This is a genomic window from Mesorhizobium sp. M0518 (assembly GCF_040321125.1).
Classification (GTDB): domain Bacteria; phylum Pseudomonadota; class Alphaproteobacteria; order Rhizobiales; family Rhizobiaceae; genus Mesorhizobium.
On sequence record NZ_JAMYQY010000015.1, the window covers coordinates 46,170 to 63,467 of the forward strand.

A 17,298-nucleotide genomic window follows, 5' to 3' on the forward strand; every position below is an offset into this window, starting at 1 on the left:
GACGGAAAACCGCTTCACACTTTTCCTAGAATTGCTCTAGCCGAAAAATGATGCAGCGCGATGGCTGAAGCCGCGGCGACATTCAGGCTGTCGAAGCCTTCCGCCATGGTAATCCGCACGTTGCGCAGGCTTGCGAGCAGGTTGTCCGGCAAGCCTTCGCCCTCGGTGCCGAGATAGAGCGCCAGGCGCTTACTGCGCTGCGCATCGCGGATGTCGGTCTTCCCGCGTGGCGACAGCGCGAATTGTTCGAAGCCACGTCGGGCGAGCATCGTTGTGAAGCCGGCGGTATCGGAGAACGATGCGAAGGGGATCTTGAGCGCGGCGCCGACCGAAACGCGGATCGCCTTGCGATAGAGCGGGTCGCAGCATGTCGCATCCAGCAGAACAGCGTCAGCGCCAAAGGCGGCGGCATTGCGGAAGATCGAGCCCACATTGTCATGGTTGGCGATACCGACGAGCACTACGACGAGCGCCCGAGGCGGCAAGCCATCGAGCAGGTCTTCGGCCGGCTGCGGCTCTCCCTTGCGGCCAATGGCCAGGATTCCGCGATGCATATGAAATCCGGCGATAGCGTCCATCACCGCGCTGGTGGCGACATAGACCGGGAGGTCGGCGGGCGCCTTGCTCAGGATGTTGTCGAGACCTGCCAGCCGGTTTTCCAGGACCAGGATCGATTCGGCGGCAAAGCGCCCGGTCGAGAGCAGCAGGTCGAGCACCACCTTGCCTTCGGCGACGAAGCGGCCTTGCCGGCCGGCGAGGTCACGCTCGCGAATGTCGAGATAGGCAGCGACGCGCGGATCTTGCGGGTCGTCGATGCGAATGGGATCCATGCATTCCTCGCGACCGTCGCATCGGCCCGAAAATCCGGACCGCTTCCCGGCGCTCACCTTGTTTGGAAAGCACGATGCGACAATTCGGGACAATCAGCCAGCTCTGTACGCCCCGGATGGGCGCATGTCGCTCTGAAATCACCGGCGAGATCGGCGCTATGTGGTCAGGTTCCAGCACGGCGCAAACGGTGCGCCATCTGGGACAGGTCATCCTTGCCGCTGCCGAAAATGCCGTCCAGCATGACAAGCAGTTCTCGCACGGCGTCGGATTTGCAGGAGTAGTAGATCATCTGCCGGTCGCGGCGGGTCTCGACCAGGTCGAGCGCCCGCAACTTGGCGAGGTGCTGGGACAGGGCGGATTGGCTGAGCATCACCTTCTCAGCAATGGCTCCAACCGACATTTCACCTTCGGCGAGATAGCTCATGATCAACAGTCGCTTCTCATTGCCCATCAGCATGAGAAACTCTGCCGCCGATTCGGCGTTCACGATTAGCTTTGTCGAGACCATCGATCCCCCATGCTTCCTGTTCATCCCGACGCCATGGGGGCAATGGCGTCTGATTCCATAAATTCACTTGTCGATCGGCGCTGGCGATTCAGCGTCACCAAAAGGTAGAGCATTTCACTTAAATCTCAAGTGTTGCTTTTGATCCAGCATAATTAAGTCTCAGTCCCGGCGTCGGCCATGGCTCGGCCGGCCTTGGCCATATCGACCAGAACGTGCCGCAATTCGCCTGCCGCCGCCAAAGGGTGTGGGTAAAAGACCCGGCAAACATCGTCGCCCGACACCAGATCCATGCCATCGGCATCGAATCCGGCAACACGCCAGCCGTTTCCGGACGCTTTGGCGAAATGCTGTGCGTAAACGGCGATTGCGTCGAGATGGTCGGCGTTCATGTGGTCGATGGCGGATTGTTCGCGCGCCGCGAGTTCCTCGACGACCGGTCCGCTGGCGAGCAAATCCGATCGATCGAGCTGATAGGCCTTGCCGAAGCCGCCGTTGAGGCTGGCGCGTTGCGGACCGAGGCGAAAGATCGAAAAGTCGCCGAGACCGGCGTAAAGATTCGCCCTGGGATTGTGATTGAGATAACGGCGCTCGGTGCGGGCGTGTTCGGCTGATCCGCGCTCAAGCCGTGCCGCCTGGCAGATCAATGTCAGGCGCGGGTGCGCCAGCGGGTCGCCCTTGCCCGGTTCGCCGAGCAACAGGGAACAGCGCGGATCGGCAAGCAGAGCGCCGGTGTGCGCCGAAAGCATCGAAACCAGGATCAGCGGCGCGCCGTCGATGTCGGTGGCCACGCCGACCCTGCTGGCCAGCGGCGAGCCGGTTTGCGGTTCGATCACCGCCAGGGCGCCAAAGCGGGCGCTGCGCAGAAGCGTCTTCGCCAGCCGGATCGCTTCGGCGTCCGTCTCGCGGATCACGTCCTTTTTCGGCTCGTCCAAGGCAGCACCACAGTAAGTTGATCTTTCTTCTCTAGTTATCGGTCAGCAAGCTGGATTTGACAAGGTCGTCGATCTCGGCTTTCGCAAAGCCGAAACGTGCCAGAATTTCCGATGGCGACACATCCTCATTGCCTGGCATAGGGGCCAATGTCGGTTGCGAGCTCGAGAAACGCGGCGCGGGGGCCGGGCGCTCAAATGCACCTGTCGTCACAGAGGCGTTGCGTGCCCGATTGTGCGGGTGGTGCTTCGCCTCTTGCAGCGACAGGACGGGTGCAACGCAGGCATCGGTTTGCGTGAACAGAAGGTCCCAGTCGTCGCGTGGTTTCTGCCGGATCCGATCGGCAATGGCGGCGCGCATCGGCGGCCACAGGGCCTTGTCGTACTGGCCGGACGCAAAGCGCTCGTCGAGCGGCAGCAGCCTGGCGAATTCGGCGAAGAATTGCGGCTCGAGACAGCCGATGGCGATATGGCGTCCGTCCGACGTCTCATAGGTATCGTAGAACGGGGCGCCGGAATCGAGCAGGTTCGCGCCGCGCTTGTCGCTCCACAAGCCGGCCGCCATCAAGGCGTGCAGGGGCACCGCCAGCATCGAGGCACCGTCGACCATCGCGGCGTCGATGACTTCACCCTTGCCGGTGCGCGAACGTTGGAATAGGGCGGCCAGCACGCCGGCCATCAGCATCATGGCGCCACCGCCATAGTCGGCGACAAGGTTGAGCGGCGGGACCGGACGGCCGTCGGCATGGCCGATGGCGTGCAGCACGCCGCTATAGGCGAGGTAGGTGATGTCGTGGCCGGCGCGGCCGGCGAGCGGGCCGTCCTGGCCGAAGCCGGTCATACGGCCGTAGATCAGCGCGGGGTTACGCGCCAGCACCGCTTCCGGGCCGAGGCCGAGCCGCTCCATGACGCCCGGGCGAAAGCTTTCGAGCAACATGTCCGCCTTTTCGGCAAGGCGCAGCAACAGATCGGTGCCTTCACGGCGCTTCAGGTCGAGGCGCAGGACGGCGCGGCCATGGCGGTCGATGTTGTACTCATCCGGCAGCGACAGGAACTGGCTCGTCCCCGCCCGTTCGATGCGCAACACTTGCGCGCCCATCTCCGACAGCATCAGGCCGGCCAGCGGCACCGGGCCGAGCCCGGCCATCTCGATCACCTTCAGCCCGGCCAGCGGCCCGGTTTTAGCGGCAGCGGACAGGCCGGCGCTCATGACCTTCTATTTCGGCGCCATGCGAATGGCGCCGTCGAGACGAATGGTCTCGCCGTTCAGCATCTGGTTCTCGACGATGTGCAGGGCGAGCGCGGCGTATTCGGACGGTTCGCCCAGGCGCGACGGGAAAGGCACGGCGGCGCCCAGCGAATCCTGCACCTCTTGCGGCATGCCGGCCATCATCGGCGTCTTGAAGATGCCGGGCGCGATGGTGCAGACGCGGATGCCGGAACGGGCAAGATCGCGCGCCACCGGCAGCGTCATGCCGACGACGCCGCCCTTGGAAGCCGCATAGGCGGCCTGACCGATCTGGCCATCATAAGCGGCAACCGAAGCGGTGTTGACGATGACGCCGCGCTCGCCGCACTGCAGCGGCTCGAGCTTCGACGCGCGCTCGGCAACGAGGCGGATCATGTTGAACGTGCCGATCAGATTGACCTCGATCACCTTGCGATACTGATCAAGGGGGTGGGGACCATCCTTGCCGATCGTCTTCACGCCGATGGCGATGCCGGCGCAGTTGACCAGGATCCGTGGCTGGCCAAGCTTGGCCGTAACGTCGGCGAGGGCAGCGGTCCCGCTGTCGGCGCTGCTGACGTCGCACTGGACGGCTATACCGCCGATCTCGGCCGCGACCTTGGCCGCGCGATCGATACCGACATCGAAGATGGCGACGCGGGCGCCCTTGGCCGCCAGCGCGCGCGCCGTTGCCTCGCCAAGGCCGGAGCCGCCGCCGGTGACGATCGCGATCTGGCCGTTCGGGTTCATGGCGTCATCCTTTGATCTCGGGAACAGTGGGATGGATCAGGCGCCAGATCGAAGGGAAAGGTCAAGCCATCGCCGCGGTAGGATCGGCCACCCTGGCCTGATCGGCGTGGCCGACCTCGCCCAAGAGCCTGGCTACCGCGCCCGGCGCGATCTCGTGCGACAGCAGCCGGTCGAGATCGACGGGGCGCGGCATCGAAATCTGGCCGCGCGGAATCCGCTTGAAACCGAGCGGCCCGTAATAGGGCTCGTCACCGACCAGCATTACGGCAGGTGCGCCGGCCCGGGCGGCGGCCTCCAGCGCGATCGCCACCAGCCGGCGGCCGATGCCGAGATTCTTGAAGGCCGGCCGCACCGCGAGCGGCCCGAGCATCAATGCGCGGCCGGCGCCGGCGGCGATGCGGGTCATGCGCACCGAGGCGACGACAAGGTCGCCGTCGACGGCGACAAAGGACAGCGAGCGCTCGTGCCCTCCGGCTTCACGGATCTTGTAAGCGGCCAGCACAAAGCGGCCGGGCCCGAAGGCTTCGTCGTTGATGGCTTCGATCTCGGGGTCGTGCGCCGGGGTTTCCGGCAGGTATTTCACGTCGGCAAGGCTCATGGTCGTTGCGGTCCGATACAAGGAGGAGAGGTTTGCTGCAAACGGCAGCATTCGCCAGTCAGCGCTTCATCAAGCGCGGGCGCCCTTTCGTCGTCGGTCAAACCGGATCAAAGCAAAGTCGAACATGCGGATTGTGCGCTAGCATCAATTTCCCGCCGCTGCAATCGGCCGTTTTTGTCCGTCATTTCTGCCAAGTGACGGTCTGTTCAGCACCTGACGTCTTCGACAGGGCAGCCTTGTGCCTACATCAACCAACAGGACGCAAGGAGATTTGCATGGGATTGCTGGTTGAAGGAAGATGGCAGGATCGCTGGTATGATACGGCGGACAATGGTGGCAGCTTCGTGCGGACGCAGTCGCAATGGCGCGACTGGATCACTGTTGACGGCAAGCCGGCTGAAGGCCGGACGCGCGGTTTCAAGGCCGAGCCCGGCCGCTATCACCTCTATGTCTCGCTTGCCTGTCCGTGGGCCCACCGGACGTTGATCTTTCGCGCGCTGAAGAAGCTGGAAGGCGTCATATCGGTGTCGGTGGTGCATCATTTCATGGGCGCCAACGGCTGGACGTTCGTGGCTGAGGACGGCGCCACGGGCGACACGCTTTACGGCCTCGACTTCCTGCACCAGATCTATGCCAAGGCCGATCCCGCCTATTCGGGCCGGGTGACGGTGCCGGTGCTGTGGGACAAAAAGGAGCAGACCATCGTCTCCAATGAGTCTTCCGAAATCATCCGCATGCTGAATTCAGCCTTCGACGAATGGGGCGACGCCAGCCTCGATTTCTATCCGAAGGCGTTGCGCGGCGAGATCGATCGGATCAATGCGCTGGTCTATCCCGCGGTCAACAACGGCGTCTATCGCGCCGGCTTCGCCACCACGCAACGTGCCTATGAAGAGGCGTTCGGTGAATTGTTCACAGCGCTGGATACGCTGGAGGAGCGGCTGTCGAAGCAGCGCTATCTCGTCGGCGATCGTATCACCGAAGCCGACTGGCGGCTGTTCACCACGCTGGTGCGCTTCGATCCGGTCTATGTCGGCCATTTCAAATGCAATCTGCGCCGTATCGCCGACTACCCGAACCTGTCCAACTATCTGCGCGATCTCTATCAGGTGCCTGATGTGGCCGGGACGGTGAATCTGCATCATATCAAGGCGCATTATTACGGCAGCCACCAGACAATCAATCCGACGCGGATCGTGCCTGTCGGACCGGATCTGGATTATGCCGCACGGCATGACCGGGCGCGCTTCGAGAAAGCGGCAGCCTGATCTACCAGTAGGGCGAGGGCTGCTCGCCGTCAAAAACCTCGGCGATCCGGCGCAGCGTCGCCGGCGTCGTGCCCTGCGGCAAGCCGTCGAGCGGGAAGAAGCCGGCTTCGGCGATTTCGTGGTCCGGCAGCTTCGGCGCCGTCTGGCTGAAATGCTCGAGCAAATAAAAGCCGACATGGTCGCGGCGGCTGGAGCGGCGGTTGAAATGCATCGATTTGAGCACCGGCGGGGCGGTGAGAGCGATGTTGCCTTCCTCGGCCAGTTCACGGGCCAGTGCCTCGTTCATCGTCTCGCCGACTTCGACGCCGCCGCCGGGAAGCTGCCAGCCCGGTACATAGGTATGGCGAATAAGGAAGACGGACCTGGACGCCCTGTCGTGGATCAAGCCGCGCACGCCAAGCGTCATCGGCCTCCGCAGCACGAAATAGAGATGGAACAGCCTGGCCCTCAAACCTGGCCAGCCGGTCTGGCGGAAGGCATCTTCAGGGCTCGTCATTGATAGCGAAACCGTGGGTGGAAAGCCGCGCGCGGGTCGCCTATGAAGGTTGTATGTTCAGGCTCGCGCATATTTCCGATGTCCATCTGGGGCCGCTCCCCGATGTATCCTATCGCGATCTCGCCTCCAAGCGCGTGCTCGGCTATGTCAACTGGCAGCGCAACCGCCGCCGCCATATGCATGATGCGGTGATTGACACGATCGTCGCCGACATCAAGGCGAACACGCCTGACCACCTCGCCGTCACCGGCGACCTGGTCAATCTGGCGCTCGACGGCGAGATCGAGATGGCCAGGCACTGGTTGGAGACGCTGGGGCCGGCGCATGATGTTTCGGTCGTTCCGGGCAACCACGACGCCTATGTGCCAGGCGCCTTCGACAAGGTCTGCCGATCCTGGGCGGCGTGGATGAGCGGCGACGGCGTCAACACGCCGGTCGATCGTAACGCATTTCCCTATCTGCGCGTGCGCGGCAACGTCGCGCTGATCGGTGTCTCGACAGCGCGCGCCACGGCACCCTTCATGGCCAATGGTTTCTTCATGGAAGGCCAAGCGAAGCGGCTCGGCAAAATCCTCGGGGATACCGCCGGACAGGGGCTGTTCCGCGCCATCATGATCCATCATCCGCCGGTGCGCGGCGCGGTCCCGCAGCACAAGCGGCTGTTCGGCATTGCCCGCTTCAACAAGATCATTCGCCGCCACGGCGCCGACCTTGTCCTGCACGGCCATTCACATCTGCCGTCGCTGTTCTTCATCGGCGGTCGCGGCGTCAGGATTCCAGCGGTCGGCGTCGCCGCCGCCGGCCAGGCGCCGGGCGGCAAGAACCCGGCGGCGCAGTACAATCTGTTCGACATTGACGGCGAGACGGGCAACTGGCGGATCCGGCTGACGCGGCGCGGCCTGACCGGGCCGTCCATGCCGCCATCCGATCTGCAGACGCTGGAACTCGGTGCCGTGACTGGCGCCGCTATGGCCGCAAGCTGACTACCATGGCGACGATGCGGTCCCAGAACAGGACGATGGACACGAGAAGACCGACCAGGGCACCGGCAGCCACAAGGCCAAGCCCGGACAGAAAGGCCGACCAGCGTTTGCCGCGCGCCGTCGCGCGCAGCGGCGGTTCGGCTTCCGGCACATAGGCACGTTTCATGCCGGCGACGGCCGGTTCGACGCCGCCTTCCAGCATCCTCTGACGCTCGACAATGCGCTCCGCGACATAGCGTGTCACGGAATGGGCAACCGGCTTCATCTCGGTGGATTCGGCAAGCACCACCCGGCCGATACGGGTGTCCTTGAGGAAGCGATAGGTCCGGCGGTCGCGCCCCATGGCGACATGACTGATGGCGTCGATCCACAAGCGCGGCTGCAAGCCGGACGAGACGACAAAGTCGAAATTGTCCATGTCGGCCGGAACATCGGCAAAAACCGGTGCCAGTTCGGCGGCGAGCAGATCGAGGCGCATGCGATGCGCCTCGCGCATGTCGACGACGACGTCGTCGCGGTCGGCGAAGGCATTTTTGACATCACGGATGGCATCGGACAGTTTCTTGGACTGGTCGATGGTCTTCTCGCCTGCTTCCTTCATCGGCGTCTGCCTCGTGGGTTTGGTTAACACCGGGTTAACACAGCCGCCGGCAAAATGCACTGGCGAGATCGACGGCCCCCGGGGTGCCCAGGAAGGTTGTCGTGCGAAAAAGGTCAGCTGGCTGCTGCGGCGAATTTCTGGCGATGTGGCCTGGCGCGACGATTGGTGTTGCGGCGAATGATCTCGGCAACAAGGCCGGGGGCTTCCTCAGCCAGCATATGGCCGGCCTCCAGCACGTGGTGCACGTGAAAATGCGCCGGCAGGTCATCCGCCTGGGTAAAGGGCAGCACCGCATCGTTGGTTCCCCATGCCACCATCACTGGCATGTTCAGTCCATCGAGGCGATCGTGCGGGATGACGCCTTGCCGACCGTCCACGGTCATGGCGGCTGCGATCTCGACCAGCTTTTCGAGTTGGCCGGGTCGCCTGCGCATTTCCCAAAGGGTGTCCACCATATGTTCGAGTGGCGGGGCTGAAGGTCCCGACATGACGGCGAGGCAGGAGCGGATCTCGGACCGATCCGAGGCTTCGGCATAGCGGCGCAATAGCGGTCCATTGATTTCGGGGCCAAGGCCGCCCGGCGCCAGAAGCGTCAGCGAGGCTATCTTTTCAGGCTCGGCCAGCGCCATCAGCGCCGCCACGGCACCGCCCATCGAGTGGCCCACGAGATGAACGCGCTTCAGGCGACGCTCAGAGAGATCGGCGAGCACGGCCTTGGCCGCCACCCTGGCCGGACCGGCGGCGGGAAAATCGAGCGACATCCCATACCCAGGCAGATCATAGGCCAGCGTATGCGTGGAAGGCGTCAGGGCGGAAATCACCTCGCGCCATACATCATGGCAGCCGCCGAAACCGTGCAGCAGGACGATGGCCTTCGAGCCAACACCCTCTTCGGCGGCAAAAAGTGATGCGGTCATGAAAGCTGATTTTTTTGTTATTGCAGAATGCGCGACACCAATGATGGCTGAATTGCTCCTAGTCCAACGTGATGACCAGTAAAATTTTCGCGATTTGTACGGTTGTGTACAGAACTTGGCCACCAATCGGCAATCGGCGATCGGAGCGCAGGAAATCCATCGGGACGCGGCGCAGCCAGTGCGCGGACGTCGATGGTGTCAGCTTGGGCTGCCGAGCCCGGCAGCGCGGAGTGCCTGGACCAGCCGGTCGGTCAGGTCGGCCGGATATTTCCGCTCGACGAAAGTCGCCCGTGGATCGGCGGCAAATTTGGGGAACTCGGTGGTCAGCTGTTTCAGCAGCGTGCTCACCAGATGGTCCTGTCCGGCAGCCTTGGCGCCGACCAGCCGCGCCGCCAGATAGTGTGATTTCGTTGCCGTCGTTCTCAGTGCCATGCTGGCCGCGACCGCCTTGTTCATGTCGCCGAGCATGAACTCACCAACGAACAGCCCGTAGTCCCACCATGTCGGGTGCCCGCTGAAGGTCTCCGCCGCATGATTGAGGATCGGCGTTCCCTCGGCATATCGTCCGGCGAAGATCAGCCCGTAGCCGTAAGCGGCGGCCATGCCGAGGTCGTAGGGGTTGAGTTCATAGGCCTTGCGCATCCAGCGGATCGCTTCGTCCGTATTGCCGAGGCGCGAACTGACATAGCCGTAGGAGCGATGCGCATAAGGGCTGGTCGGACCCATCTGCACGCCGCGATGGGCAAACTCGACGGCTGTCTCAATCGTCGCATTGGGCGGATAGGCGTAATGATCGGACACCGCCTCGAGATGCAGGGAAGCAAGTTCCGAATAGACGAGCGAGGACTTGGTTCCACCATTGGCCAGCTTCTCGAGGCAACGGTAGGCTGCCTCATGGGTCCTGGCGTTCTGGTCGAGATAATATTTGCCGTTGAGCAGCAGACATTGCGTCAGGCCGTTTGGCGTGCCGGTCTGCTCGATATAGTTGTAGATGGTGCCGGAGGCGGGGAGTGCCGAGCTCAGCATGTCGGCGATACGGTCTTCGACCGCGGCAGGTGCGCTGTCGGCGGGGGTGAGATTGCGCGATAGAAGCACCCGTCCGGACGCCATGCTTTGCAGTTCGATCGTGATGTCGCCCGCGTCCGGTCCGGGCAGGACGTCGAATATGAAGCTCGCAGCGTCGTCAGCCGGATCGCCGACGGTGTCGCGGCCGATGAAGTCGATGGTATCGAAGCCACTCAGGCCGGCGCGCAGCGATGCGGCGACACGGCTGGCGTCGGGGCCGTCAGCCTTGAGTCCGATATAGACTTGCGGAAGGGCGTCAGCCCTTGCCGATGCCGTGACGCTTGCGCTTGCGCCAGCGATCTCCGGCGTTGCCGAGATGTCGCCGCCTGCCAGCAAGGCAGTGCTGCCCTGGCGAAGGATCAGTACGCCCAGCATGGCGATGACCAAGGCGATCGCCATCCAGAAAAAGCGGAGATGGCGCGCCACCGAGGGGGCAGGCGAAATCGGTACGGAAGCCAGAGACATCGCGTCCAGCATGCCCGTGCCGGCTTCGTTGGACCGATCGGCGGATACGACGCCGTCCAGCCTGAGTTCGGGAACAGCCTCGGCAATATCCGGCAGGCGGATCGCGTTCAATTCATAGGCAGGAACATAGCCGCCGCGCGGAATGGCGATGCGGACCGGCTCGGCAATTCCCTCATTGGCAAAATAGTGCTGCAGAAGCTCGCGCAGCCTGCCTGCCTGCACACGCACCACGGCATCGGTGGACGGATCGAAGTCGCCGTCCTTGCCGAAAACATCCATGGCAATGGAAAAGCCCTTGAGCCTGTCGGCTTCGCCGGCCTGTTCACGTTCGACAAGATAACGCAGCAGCTTGCGCGCGCGTTCGGATCGGCCGAACGTTTGGCTGGCAAGCAGTCGCTCCAGTGTCTCGCGCACTGCGGGGGCGGCAGGCGTGGCATGCTGCAAGTGTCGATCCTCTCGAAGTCGGCACAGGTTGAGGCGCGATCATATAGGTCCCGCACCACCACACAAGTATACACCCCGTTATGCGATCACGTACCCACCGGATAATTCCGCGGTGGTTAATGGCCCGAAAGATCGGAACCGTTCACCAGGTTGGGAGGGTTCCGATCTTTGTTCCCGTCGGGCGTCAGCCGGCTTTTTTACCGACGATACGGTTCGCGGCAGACATCACCGCCTCCAGTGAGGCGGCGACGATGTTGGTGTTGATGCCGGCGCCGAACAGCTTGCCCTGGGGATACTCCATCTCGACATACGAAATGGCTGACGCGTTCGAGCCGCGCTGCATCGAGTGCTCGGAATAGTCGAGCACCGACATCTCGACGCCGACATGGCGCGACAGCGCATCGACGAAGCCGTCGATCGGACCGGTGCCTGTGCCGGAGATCGTCACTTCCTTGCCATTGTCCAGGATGACCGCCTCGACGACGCGCCGGCCCTTGATTTCGGTGCTGGGATAGGTGTGGTGATCGAGGAATTTCAGCCGCGCGGCCGGCTGATCGACATAGGTCTCGAGAAAGCGCTCGTAGATACGCCTGGCCGGCACTTCCTTGCCCTCGGCGTCGGTGATCGCCTGGATTTCCTGGCTAAATTCGATCTGCAGATTGCGCGGCAAGTTGAGGCCGTAATCGGCCTGCAGCACATAAGCGATGCCACCCTTGCCGGACTGCGAGTTGATGCGGATGATGGCTTCATAGCTGCGGCCGACATCGGCCGGATCGATCGGCAGATAGGGCACTTCCCACAGGCTCGTATTGGCCTTCTTCAGCGCCTTCATGCCCTTGTTGATGGCATCCTGGTGCGAACCGGAAAAGGCGGTGTAGACGAGTTCGCCGACATAGGGGTGGCGCTCGGGGATCTTCAACTGGTTCGAATATTCGTAGACGTCCTTCATCCGGTTGATGTCGGAGCAGTCGATCAACGGATCGACACCTTGCGTGTACATGTTCAGCGCCAGCGTGACGATGTCGACATTGCCGGTGCGCTCGCCATTGCCGAACAGCGTGCCTTCGACACGGTCGGCGCCGGCCATCAGGCCGAGTTCGGTGGTGGCGATGCCGGTGCCGCGGTCATTGTGCGGATGCAGCGAGACCAGCAGGTTCTCCCGGTTGTCGAGGTTGCGGCACATCCACTCGATGCGGTCGGCATAGATGTTGGGTGTCGACATCTCGACCGTCGAGGGCAGGTTGACGATCAGCTTGTTGTCCGCCGTCGGCCTGACGATCTCGGTGACGGCGTTGCAGATCTCCAGCGCCACTTCGAGTTCGGTGCCGGTAAAGCTCTCCGGCGAATACTCGAAGCGAAAGCCTCCGCCGGCCTTGGCCGCCATGTCGGTGATCATCTTGGCGGCGTCGGTGGCGATCCGCTTGATGCCGCCGACGTCCTTTTCGAAGACGACGCGACGCTGCAGCTCGCTGGTCGAATTGTAGAAATGGACGATCGGGTTGGTGGCGCCCTTCAGCGCCTCGAAGGTGCGGGTGATCAGCTCCGGCCGGCACTGCACCAGCACCTGCAGCGAGACATCGGCGGGCACGTTGCCTTCCTCGATGCACCAGCGGGCAAAGTCGAAATCGGTCTGCGAGGCCGACGGGAAGCCGATCTCGATCTCCTTGAAGCCCATGTCGAGCAGCAGGCCGAACATGCGTGCCTTGCGCTCATGGCCCATCGGATCGATCAGCGCCTGGTTGCCGTCGCGCAGGTCGACCGAGCACCAGATCGGCGCCTTGTCGATGACCTTCGAGGGCCATGTGCGGTCGGTGAGGCCGACGGTCGGATAGGGCTGATATTTGCGGGCTGCGTCGGACATGCCCTTGTTCTGGATGCTTCGTTCCGCATCCTTGCCGGCTACCGCGGCATCGGAACGGATCTCTTCTCGTGCGTTCATCGTCTTTTCTCCCGGCGGCTCATGGATCCACCCTCAGGTGGATTGATGGCGAGCGGCGCCTTACCAGAATTTCGTTCGCTTGATGTGATTGCCAAGGAGCATGCGCTTGCGCGGCGGTTCGACCGCCGGGCGCTCCTTCAGCGAACCCGGCGATCGCCGATAAGGCCGAGAAGAAGCAGGGTCGAAGCCAGCGCGCGCACGGTCTCGCCGGAAAAACCGGTCGGACGGGAAGCGTTGGTGGCGCGCGTGTTCATGGCTGATCTCATATAGGAGCGGCTTGTGGGAGGCAAGTGGGGCCGCATTGCGGGTAATGCTGATGACAGCGAGTTCGGCAGTGTTGGCAGCCTTTGTGCCGGCAGCTTTCCACGATAGGAATTTTTTCTTGACTGGGTGACCTCAGCTACGGTACATATTCGTCCATGGTGCTGATCTGCGCCAGTGACCCGCCGCACAGGCGGGTTTTTCGTTTGATGCTCCGTCAGCCAACGCGCCGAAGGCCGCGAGGGAACCCGAGTTCGGTGCCTTGGCTTTGCTGGCCGGATTTTGCTGGATATTGTCCCCACCGCACATGCCCTTCCCCAGGCGCTGCAAATGCGCCAGACTTGGGCATCGACGGGTTGCGATGGGGTTGTCCATGAATTTCGTGTTCTTCTCCCCGCATTTTCCCGCCAACGGCGCGGATTTCTGCGACCGTTTGAAGAAGGCCGGAGCCAGGGTGCTCGGCATCGGCGACGCACCCTATGACGCACTCGACGCCAAGCTGAAGGCGGCGCTTTCGGAATATTACCGTGTCGCCGACATGGAAGACTACGATCCGGTGTTCCGGGCGATGGGGCATTTCATCCACAAATGGGGCCGCATCGACCGTTTCGAATCGCTCAATGAACATTGGCTGGAGCTGGAAGCCAACATCCGCTCCGACTTCAACATCTACGGCACCAAGCTCGATTTCGTGAAGAATCTGAAGCGCAAGAGCCGCATGCGCGCCTTCTTCCGCAAGAGTGGCGTCGACACCATCGCGCAGCGCAAATGCTCCGACCGTGCCGGGGCCATGACTTTCATCCGGCGCGTCGGCTATCCGGTGGTGGTCAAGCCCGACAGCGGTTCCGGCGCATCGAACACCTTCAAGATCTCCAACGCCAAGGAACTCGACCAGTTCTTCCGGGACAAGCCCGAGGACGTGACCTTCGTCATGGAGCAGTTCATCGAGGGTCTGGTGGTGACTTATGACGGGCTGGTCAACCGCGACGGCGAGGTGGTGCTGGCGGCCAGCCATCGCTATGACCAGAGCATCATGGAGGTGGTCAACAAGGACCGCCACATGAGCTACACCTGCTTTCCCAAGGTTAGACCGGCGATCGAGGAGGCCGGCCGCAAGATACTGAAGGCGTTCGACGTGCGCGAACGCTTCTTCCACATTGAGCTGTTCGAGACCAAGGACGACCGGGTCATCGCGCTGGAGGTCAACATGCGTCCGCCCGGCGCCTGGATGACCGATGCGATCAACTATACGTTCGACGTCGACGTCTATGCGGCATGGGCCGATATGGTGGTCAGAGATGCCGCCGGCGGCCCTTACGAGGGCAAATACTTCACCGCCTATGCCAGCCGCAAGCGACGCCTCCACTATTTGCACAGCCATGAGGACGTGCTAGCCGCGCACCGCGACAAGATCGTCCACCATCAGGCCATCGAAGAGGTTTTCAGCCGCGCCATGGGAAATTACGCCTATCAGATGCGCTCGAAGGACGAAGCAGCGTTGCGCGAGGCAGTCGCCTATATCCACGCGGAAAAGGCGTGAGGCGATGGACATCTCCTATCACAAGAATTTCTCGAGCCAGCTCGGCCGCGACATGGAATACAAGCGCTACGGCCATGCCGGCCGGCCGGTGGTGGTGTTTCCGACCTCGCAGGGCCGGTTCTACCAGTTCGAGGATTCCGGCGGGGTGGGCGCACTGGCCGAATTCATCGACACCGGCCGCATCCAGCTGTTCACGGTCGACGGCGTCGATTCGGAATCCTTCTTCGACAAGCATGCCGACGCGGCCCATCGCATCGCCCGCCACGAAGCCTATTTCCGCTATGTGCGCGAGGAGGCGCTGCCGGAGTTCCTGTCCGCAGCCGAGCAGGCCAATGGCGGCCGCAAGCTGAAGCCGCTGTTCTCGGGCTGTTCGATGGGCGGCTATCACTCGTCGAACTTCGTCTTCCGCTTTCCCGAACTTGCCAGCGGCGTCATCGCGCTGTCGGGCGTCTATTCGGCGCGCGACTTCTTCGGCAAAGCGCTCGAGGGCGACATTTTCTACAACTCGCCGCTGGACTATCTGCCCGGCATCGTCGATCCCAAACTGCTGACCCGGCTGAAGGCGCTCAGGCTGATCTTCTGCTGCGGGCAGGGCGCATGGGAAGAGCGGATGCTGGTCGAGACGCGCAGGTTGGAACAAATCCTGCGCGACAAGTCCATTCCCGCCTGGGTCGATTATTGGGGTGGCGATGTCAGCCACGACTGGCCGTGGTGGCACAAGCAACTGGTCTATTTCTTCGGCCGCTGGCTGGATGAGGACCTGATGCACAGGCTCGATTGATAGCGGGGGCCGTCCGCTGACTGCTACCCTTCCTGCGGCACTGCCTGGACGTCGACACTTTCACCTGAAGCCGATCCGCGACGCAGGCCAAGGAAGACGACGACGGCGGTCATGACGGTGATTGCCGCCAGCACGATCAGCAGCCTGTCGAACGCCGTCTCGTAGGCCTGGACCAGAACAGCGGCTCCGGCTTGGGGCAGATGTTGTGCTGCTTCGCCGAGATTGCCGGTCACCAGCAGCTGGGCTGCCGCCGCCGCCTCCGTCGAAGATGCCGTTTCCTCGGCGGCGACCTGCGCGGCGGTAAAGCCGGAAAGGGTCGCCATGACGATCGCGAGCGCCACACCCTCGCAGGCGACGCGGGTGGTGTTGAAGATGCCGACCGCCATGCCGGCGCGCTCTCTCGGCACGACACTGACGGCAAGCCCGTCCATCAATCCCCAGGGCAGGGCGATGCCGACGCCGATCAGCATCAGCGGCGCCACCAGCGCACTATCGACCGGTGGTGTCAGGCTCAGCCAGACAAGCCCGGCGGCAGCGACAAGCAGGCCGACGCCGCAGATCGTGGCCGGCGCGATCCAGCGCGCCAGCTGTCCGGCGAGCATCGGCAGGATCAGCAGCGGGCCTGATAGGCAGATCATCAATTGCCCGGCCTTGATCTCGCTCATGCCCTCGATGCCGATGAAGCGGATCGGCAACAGGACGAGCAGGACGACGAAGGCGTAAGCGGGTGCCGCAGCCAGAAACTGGACGCCGACGAAGCGGGGATAGGCAAACAGCGTGAGGTCAAGCATCGGCCGTTGTGCGCGCCGCTCGACAAAGACGAAGGCGACAAAACAGATGACAGAAGCGGCCAGAAGGGTGACGACAAGGGGATCGGCCCAGCCGCGCTGCGGGGCCTGGAGCACGCCATAGGTCAGCGACGCCAGCGCGATCGTGAAGGTGCCGGCTCCCGCCCAGTCGAGGCCAGTCGCATCCGGATCTCGCGATTCCCTGATGGTGCGCAGGCCGAGCATGGCGGCGGCAATCGCGAGTGCTGCAACCAGAATAAAGATCGACCGCCAGCCGAATGCAGAGATAAGCAGGCCCGACGCGATCGGGCCGAAGGCGAGGCCGATGCCGAAACTGGTGCCGAGAAAGCTGAAGGCGCGCAGCCGCAATGGCCCTTCGAGTTCCTGGGCGAGTGCCGAGGCGCCGCCAGCGAAGGCGGCCGCACTGCCGATCCCCTGCGCGGCCCGGAAAATGTCGAACCAGATGATGTCCGGCGCCAGCATCGCGCCCAGCGACGCCAGGACATAGAGGGAGAGGCCGACGAGGAAGAGGCGCTTGCGGCCATGGTTGTCGGCCAGAGCGCCCGACGCCATCAGGGTGGCGCCGAAGGTCAGCATGAAGGCGTTTGTCACCCAGTTGAGCTCGATCGGACTGCCGCCGAGATCGGCCGCGATGCGCGACAGAGCGACGGCCGGACCGGTGAAGGTCAAGGGCATCGTCATCGCGGCAAGGCAAACGGACAAGAGCACGAGCCATCTCTCGGCAGAGCCGGTTGTGGTCCTAGAAGTCATGGATTTCCCTATCTGAAACAGCACTCGCCGGTCGGCCGCGCGTTTGCGGATCCGGTCGTGACGACAAGATAGGTCGTCGGCATTTCAGGAAAAATGGTGTTATATCTCCTGGTATATCGGACTGAAACGCTCGAA

16 protein-coding genes are annotated in these 17,298 nt (G+C 63.0%); 4 read left to right on the forward strand and 12 right to left on the reverse strand.

The window, feature by feature from the left end:
- Positions 1-14: 14 nt before the first annotated feature.
- The 6 genes from NKI66_RS21280 to NKI66_RS21305 form a co-directional block, all read right to left on the reverse strand.
- The gene (locus NKI66_RS21280; protein WP_352721701.1) at positions 15-830 is read right to left on the reverse strand and encodes a TrmH family RNA methyltransferase; all 816 of its coding nucleotides are present in this window, start codon (positions 828-830) and stop codon (positions 15-17) included.
- A gap of 164 nt (positions 831-994) precedes the next feature.
- Positions 995-1,339 carry an ArsR/SmtB family transcription factor gene (locus tag NKI66_RS21285; protein WP_023809905.1) on the reverse strand — a complete coding sequence of 115 codons (345 nt, stop codon included), beginning with the start codon at positions 1,337-1,339 and terminating at the stop codon, positions 995-997.
- A 152-nt stretch (positions 1,340-1,491) separates the two neighbouring features.
- Positions 1,492-2,271: a HugZ family pyridoxamine 5'-phosphate oxidase gene (locus tag NKI66_RS21290; protein ID WP_023809904.1), complete on the reverse strand. Its 780-nt coding sequence runs from the start codon at positions 2,269-2,271 to the stop codon at positions 1,492-1,494.
- A gap of 31 nt (positions 2,272-2,302) precedes the next feature.
- Entirely contained in the window at positions 2,303-3,478 is a 1,176-nt protein-coding gene (locus NKI66_RS21295; RefSeq protein ID WP_023809903.1) for a CaiB/BaiF CoA transferase family protein, read from the reverse strand.
- Positions 3,479-3,484: 6 nt separating this feature from the next.
- Positions 3,485-4,246 (reverse strand): 3-hydroxyacyl-CoA dehydrogenase, encoded by a 762-nt coding sequence (locus NKI66_RS21300; RefSeq protein ID WP_023809902.1) that lies wholly within the window; start codon positions 4,244-4,246, stop codon positions 3,485-3,487.
- Between the two features lie 61 nt (positions 4,247-4,307).
- Positions 4,308-4,844, reverse strand: coding sequence for a GNAT family N-acetyltransferase (locus tag NKI66_RS21305; protein WP_023809901.1), 537 nt, complete (start codon positions 4,842-4,844; stop codon positions 4,308-4,310).
- Positions 4,845-5,119: 275 nt separating this feature from the next.
- On the opposite strand from NKI66_RS21305, the gene NKI66_RS21310 reads away from it, so the two are divergent.
- Positions 5,120-6,112 carry a glutathione S-transferase family protein gene (locus NKI66_RS21310; RefSeq protein WP_023809900.1) on the forward strand — a complete coding sequence of 331 codons (993 nt, stop codon included), beginning with the start codon at positions 5,120-5,122 and terminating at the stop codon, positions 6,110-6,112.
- Between the two features lies 1 nt (position 6,113).
- Here the strand turns inward: NKI66_RS21310 and NKI66_RS21315 are convergent, their stop codons facing one another.
- Complete coding sequence (locus tag NKI66_RS21315; protein ID WP_023809899.1) at positions 6,114-6,608, reverse strand: NUDIX domain-containing protein; 495 nt, start codon at positions 6,606-6,608, stop codon at positions 6,114-6,116.
- 53 nt (positions 6,609-6,661) lie between these two features.
- On the opposite strand from NKI66_RS21315, the gene NKI66_RS21320 reads away from it, so the two are divergent.
- Complete coding sequence (locus tag NKI66_RS21320; protein WP_023809898.1) at positions 6,662-7,591, forward strand: metallophosphoesterase family protein; 930 nt, start codon at positions 6,662-6,664, stop codon at positions 7,589-7,591.
- Here the strand turns inward: NKI66_RS21320 and NKI66_RS21325 are convergent.
- The 4 genes from NKI66_RS21325 to leuA all read right to left on the reverse strand — a co-directional run bounded on the left by NKI66_RS21325 (position 7,575) and on the right by leuA (position 12,944).
- Complete coding sequence (locus tag NKI66_RS21325) at positions 7,575-8,192, reverse strand: hypothetical protein (protein ID WP_023809897.1); 618 nt, start codon at positions 8,190-8,192, stop codon at positions 7,575-7,577. The genes NKI66_RS21320 and NKI66_RS21325 overlap by 17 nt on opposite strands.
- Positions 8,193-8,305: 113 nt before the next feature.
- A complete protein-coding gene (locus NKI66_RS21330) occupies positions 8,306-9,109 on the reverse strand; it encodes an alpha/beta fold hydrolase (RefSeq protein WP_023809896.1) in 804 nt (267 codons plus the stop codon).
- Between the two features lie 198 nt (positions 9,110-9,307).
- Positions 9,308-11,083 (reverse strand): tetratricopeptide repeat protein, encoded by a 1,776-nt coding sequence (locus tag NKI66_RS21335; RefSeq protein ID WP_352752904.1) that lies wholly within the window; start codon positions 11,081-11,083, stop codon positions 9,308-9,310.
- A gap of 184 nt (positions 11,084-11,267) precedes the next feature.
- Entirely contained in the window at positions 11,268-12,944 is a 1,677-nt protein-coding gene (gene leuA / locus NKI66_RS21340) for a 2-isopropylmalate synthase (RefSeq protein ID WP_023809894.1), read from the reverse strand.
- A gap of 712 nt (positions 12,945-13,656) precedes the next feature.
- Here leuA and NKI66_RS21345 point away from each other — a divergent pair.
- The gene (locus NKI66_RS21345; RefSeq protein ID WP_023809892.1) at positions 13,657-14,823 is read left to right on the forward strand and encodes an ATP-grasp domain-containing protein; all 1,167 of its coding nucleotides are present in this window, start codon (positions 13,657-13,659) and stop codon (positions 14,821-14,823) included.
- Positions 14,824-14,827: 4 nt separating this feature from the next.
- The gene (locus NKI66_RS21350; RefSeq protein ID WP_023809891.1) at positions 14,828-15,604 is read left to right on the forward strand and encodes an esterase family protein; all 777 of its coding nucleotides are present in this window, start codon (positions 14,828-14,830) and stop codon (positions 15,602-15,604) included.
- Between the two features lie 23 nt (positions 15,605-15,627).
- Here the strand turns inward: NKI66_RS21350 and NKI66_RS21355 are convergent, their stop codons facing one another.
- The gene (locus tag NKI66_RS21355) at positions 15,628-17,163 is read right to left on the reverse strand and encodes an MFS transporter (protein WP_023809890.1); all 1,536 of its coding nucleotides are present in this window, start codon (positions 17,161-17,163) and stop codon (positions 15,628-15,630) included.
- Between the last annotated feature and the right edge of the window lie 135 nt (positions 17,164-17,298).

Excerpts from the sequence above, each read along its gene's own strand:
- NKI66_RS21280 (WP_352721701.1), bottom strand. The coding sequence starts at position 830 with ATGGATCCCATTCGCATCGACGACCCGCAAGATCCGCGCGTCGCTGCC.
- NKI66_RS21285 (WP_023809905.1), bottom strand. The coding sequence starts at position 1,339 with ATGGTCTCGACAAAGCTAATCGTGAACGCCGAATCGGCGGCAGAGTTT.
- NKI66_RS21295 (WP_023809903.1), bottom strand. The coding sequence starts at position 3,478 with ATGAGCGCCGGCCTGTCCGCTGCCGCTAAAACCGGGCCGCTGGCCGGG.
- NKI66_RS21300 (WP_023809902.1), bottom strand. The coding sequence starts at position 4,246 with ATGAACCCGAACGGCCAGATCGCGATCGTCACCGGCGGCGGCTCCGGC.
- NKI66_RS21305 (WP_023809901.1), bottom strand. The coding sequence starts at position 4,844 with ATGAGCCTTGCCGACGTGAAATACCTGCCGGAAACCCCGGCGCACGAC.
- NKI66_RS21310 (WP_023809900.1), top strand. The coding sequence starts at position 5,120 with ATGGGATTGCTGGTTGAAGGAAGATGGCAGGATCGCTGGTATGATACG.
- NKI66_RS21315 (WP_023809899.1), bottom strand. The coding sequence starts at position 6,608 with ATGACGAGCCCTGAAGATGCCTTCCGCCAGACCGGCTGGCCAGGTTTG.
- NKI66_RS21320 (WP_023809898.1), top strand. The coding sequence starts at position 6,662 with ATGTTCAGGCTCGCGCATATTTCCGATGTCCATCTGGGGCCGCTCCCC.
- NKI66_RS21325 (WP_023809897.1), bottom strand. The coding sequence starts at position 8,192 with ATGAAGGAAGCAGGCGAGAAGACCATCGACCAGTCCAAGAAACTGTCC.
- NKI66_RS21330 (WP_023809896.1), bottom strand. The coding sequence starts at position 9,109 with ATGACCGCATCACTTTTTGCCGCCGAAGAGGGTGTTGGCTCGAAGGCC.
- leuA (WP_023809894.1), bottom strand. The coding sequence starts at position 12,944 with ATGTCCGACGCAGCCCGCAAATATCAGCCCTATCCGACCGTCGGCCTC.
- NKI66_RS21345 (WP_023809892.1), top strand. The coding sequence starts at position 13,657 with ATGAATTTCGTGTTCTTCTCCCCGCATTTTCCCGCCAACGGCGCGGAT.
- NKI66_RS21350 (WP_023809891.1), top strand. The coding sequence starts at position 14,828 with ATGGACATCTCCTATCACAAGAATTTCTCGAGCCAGCTCGGCCGCGAC.
- NKI66_RS21355 (WP_023809890.1), bottom strand. The coding sequence starts at position 17,163 with ATGACTTCTAGGACCACAACCGGCTCTGCCGAGAGATGGCTCGTGCTC.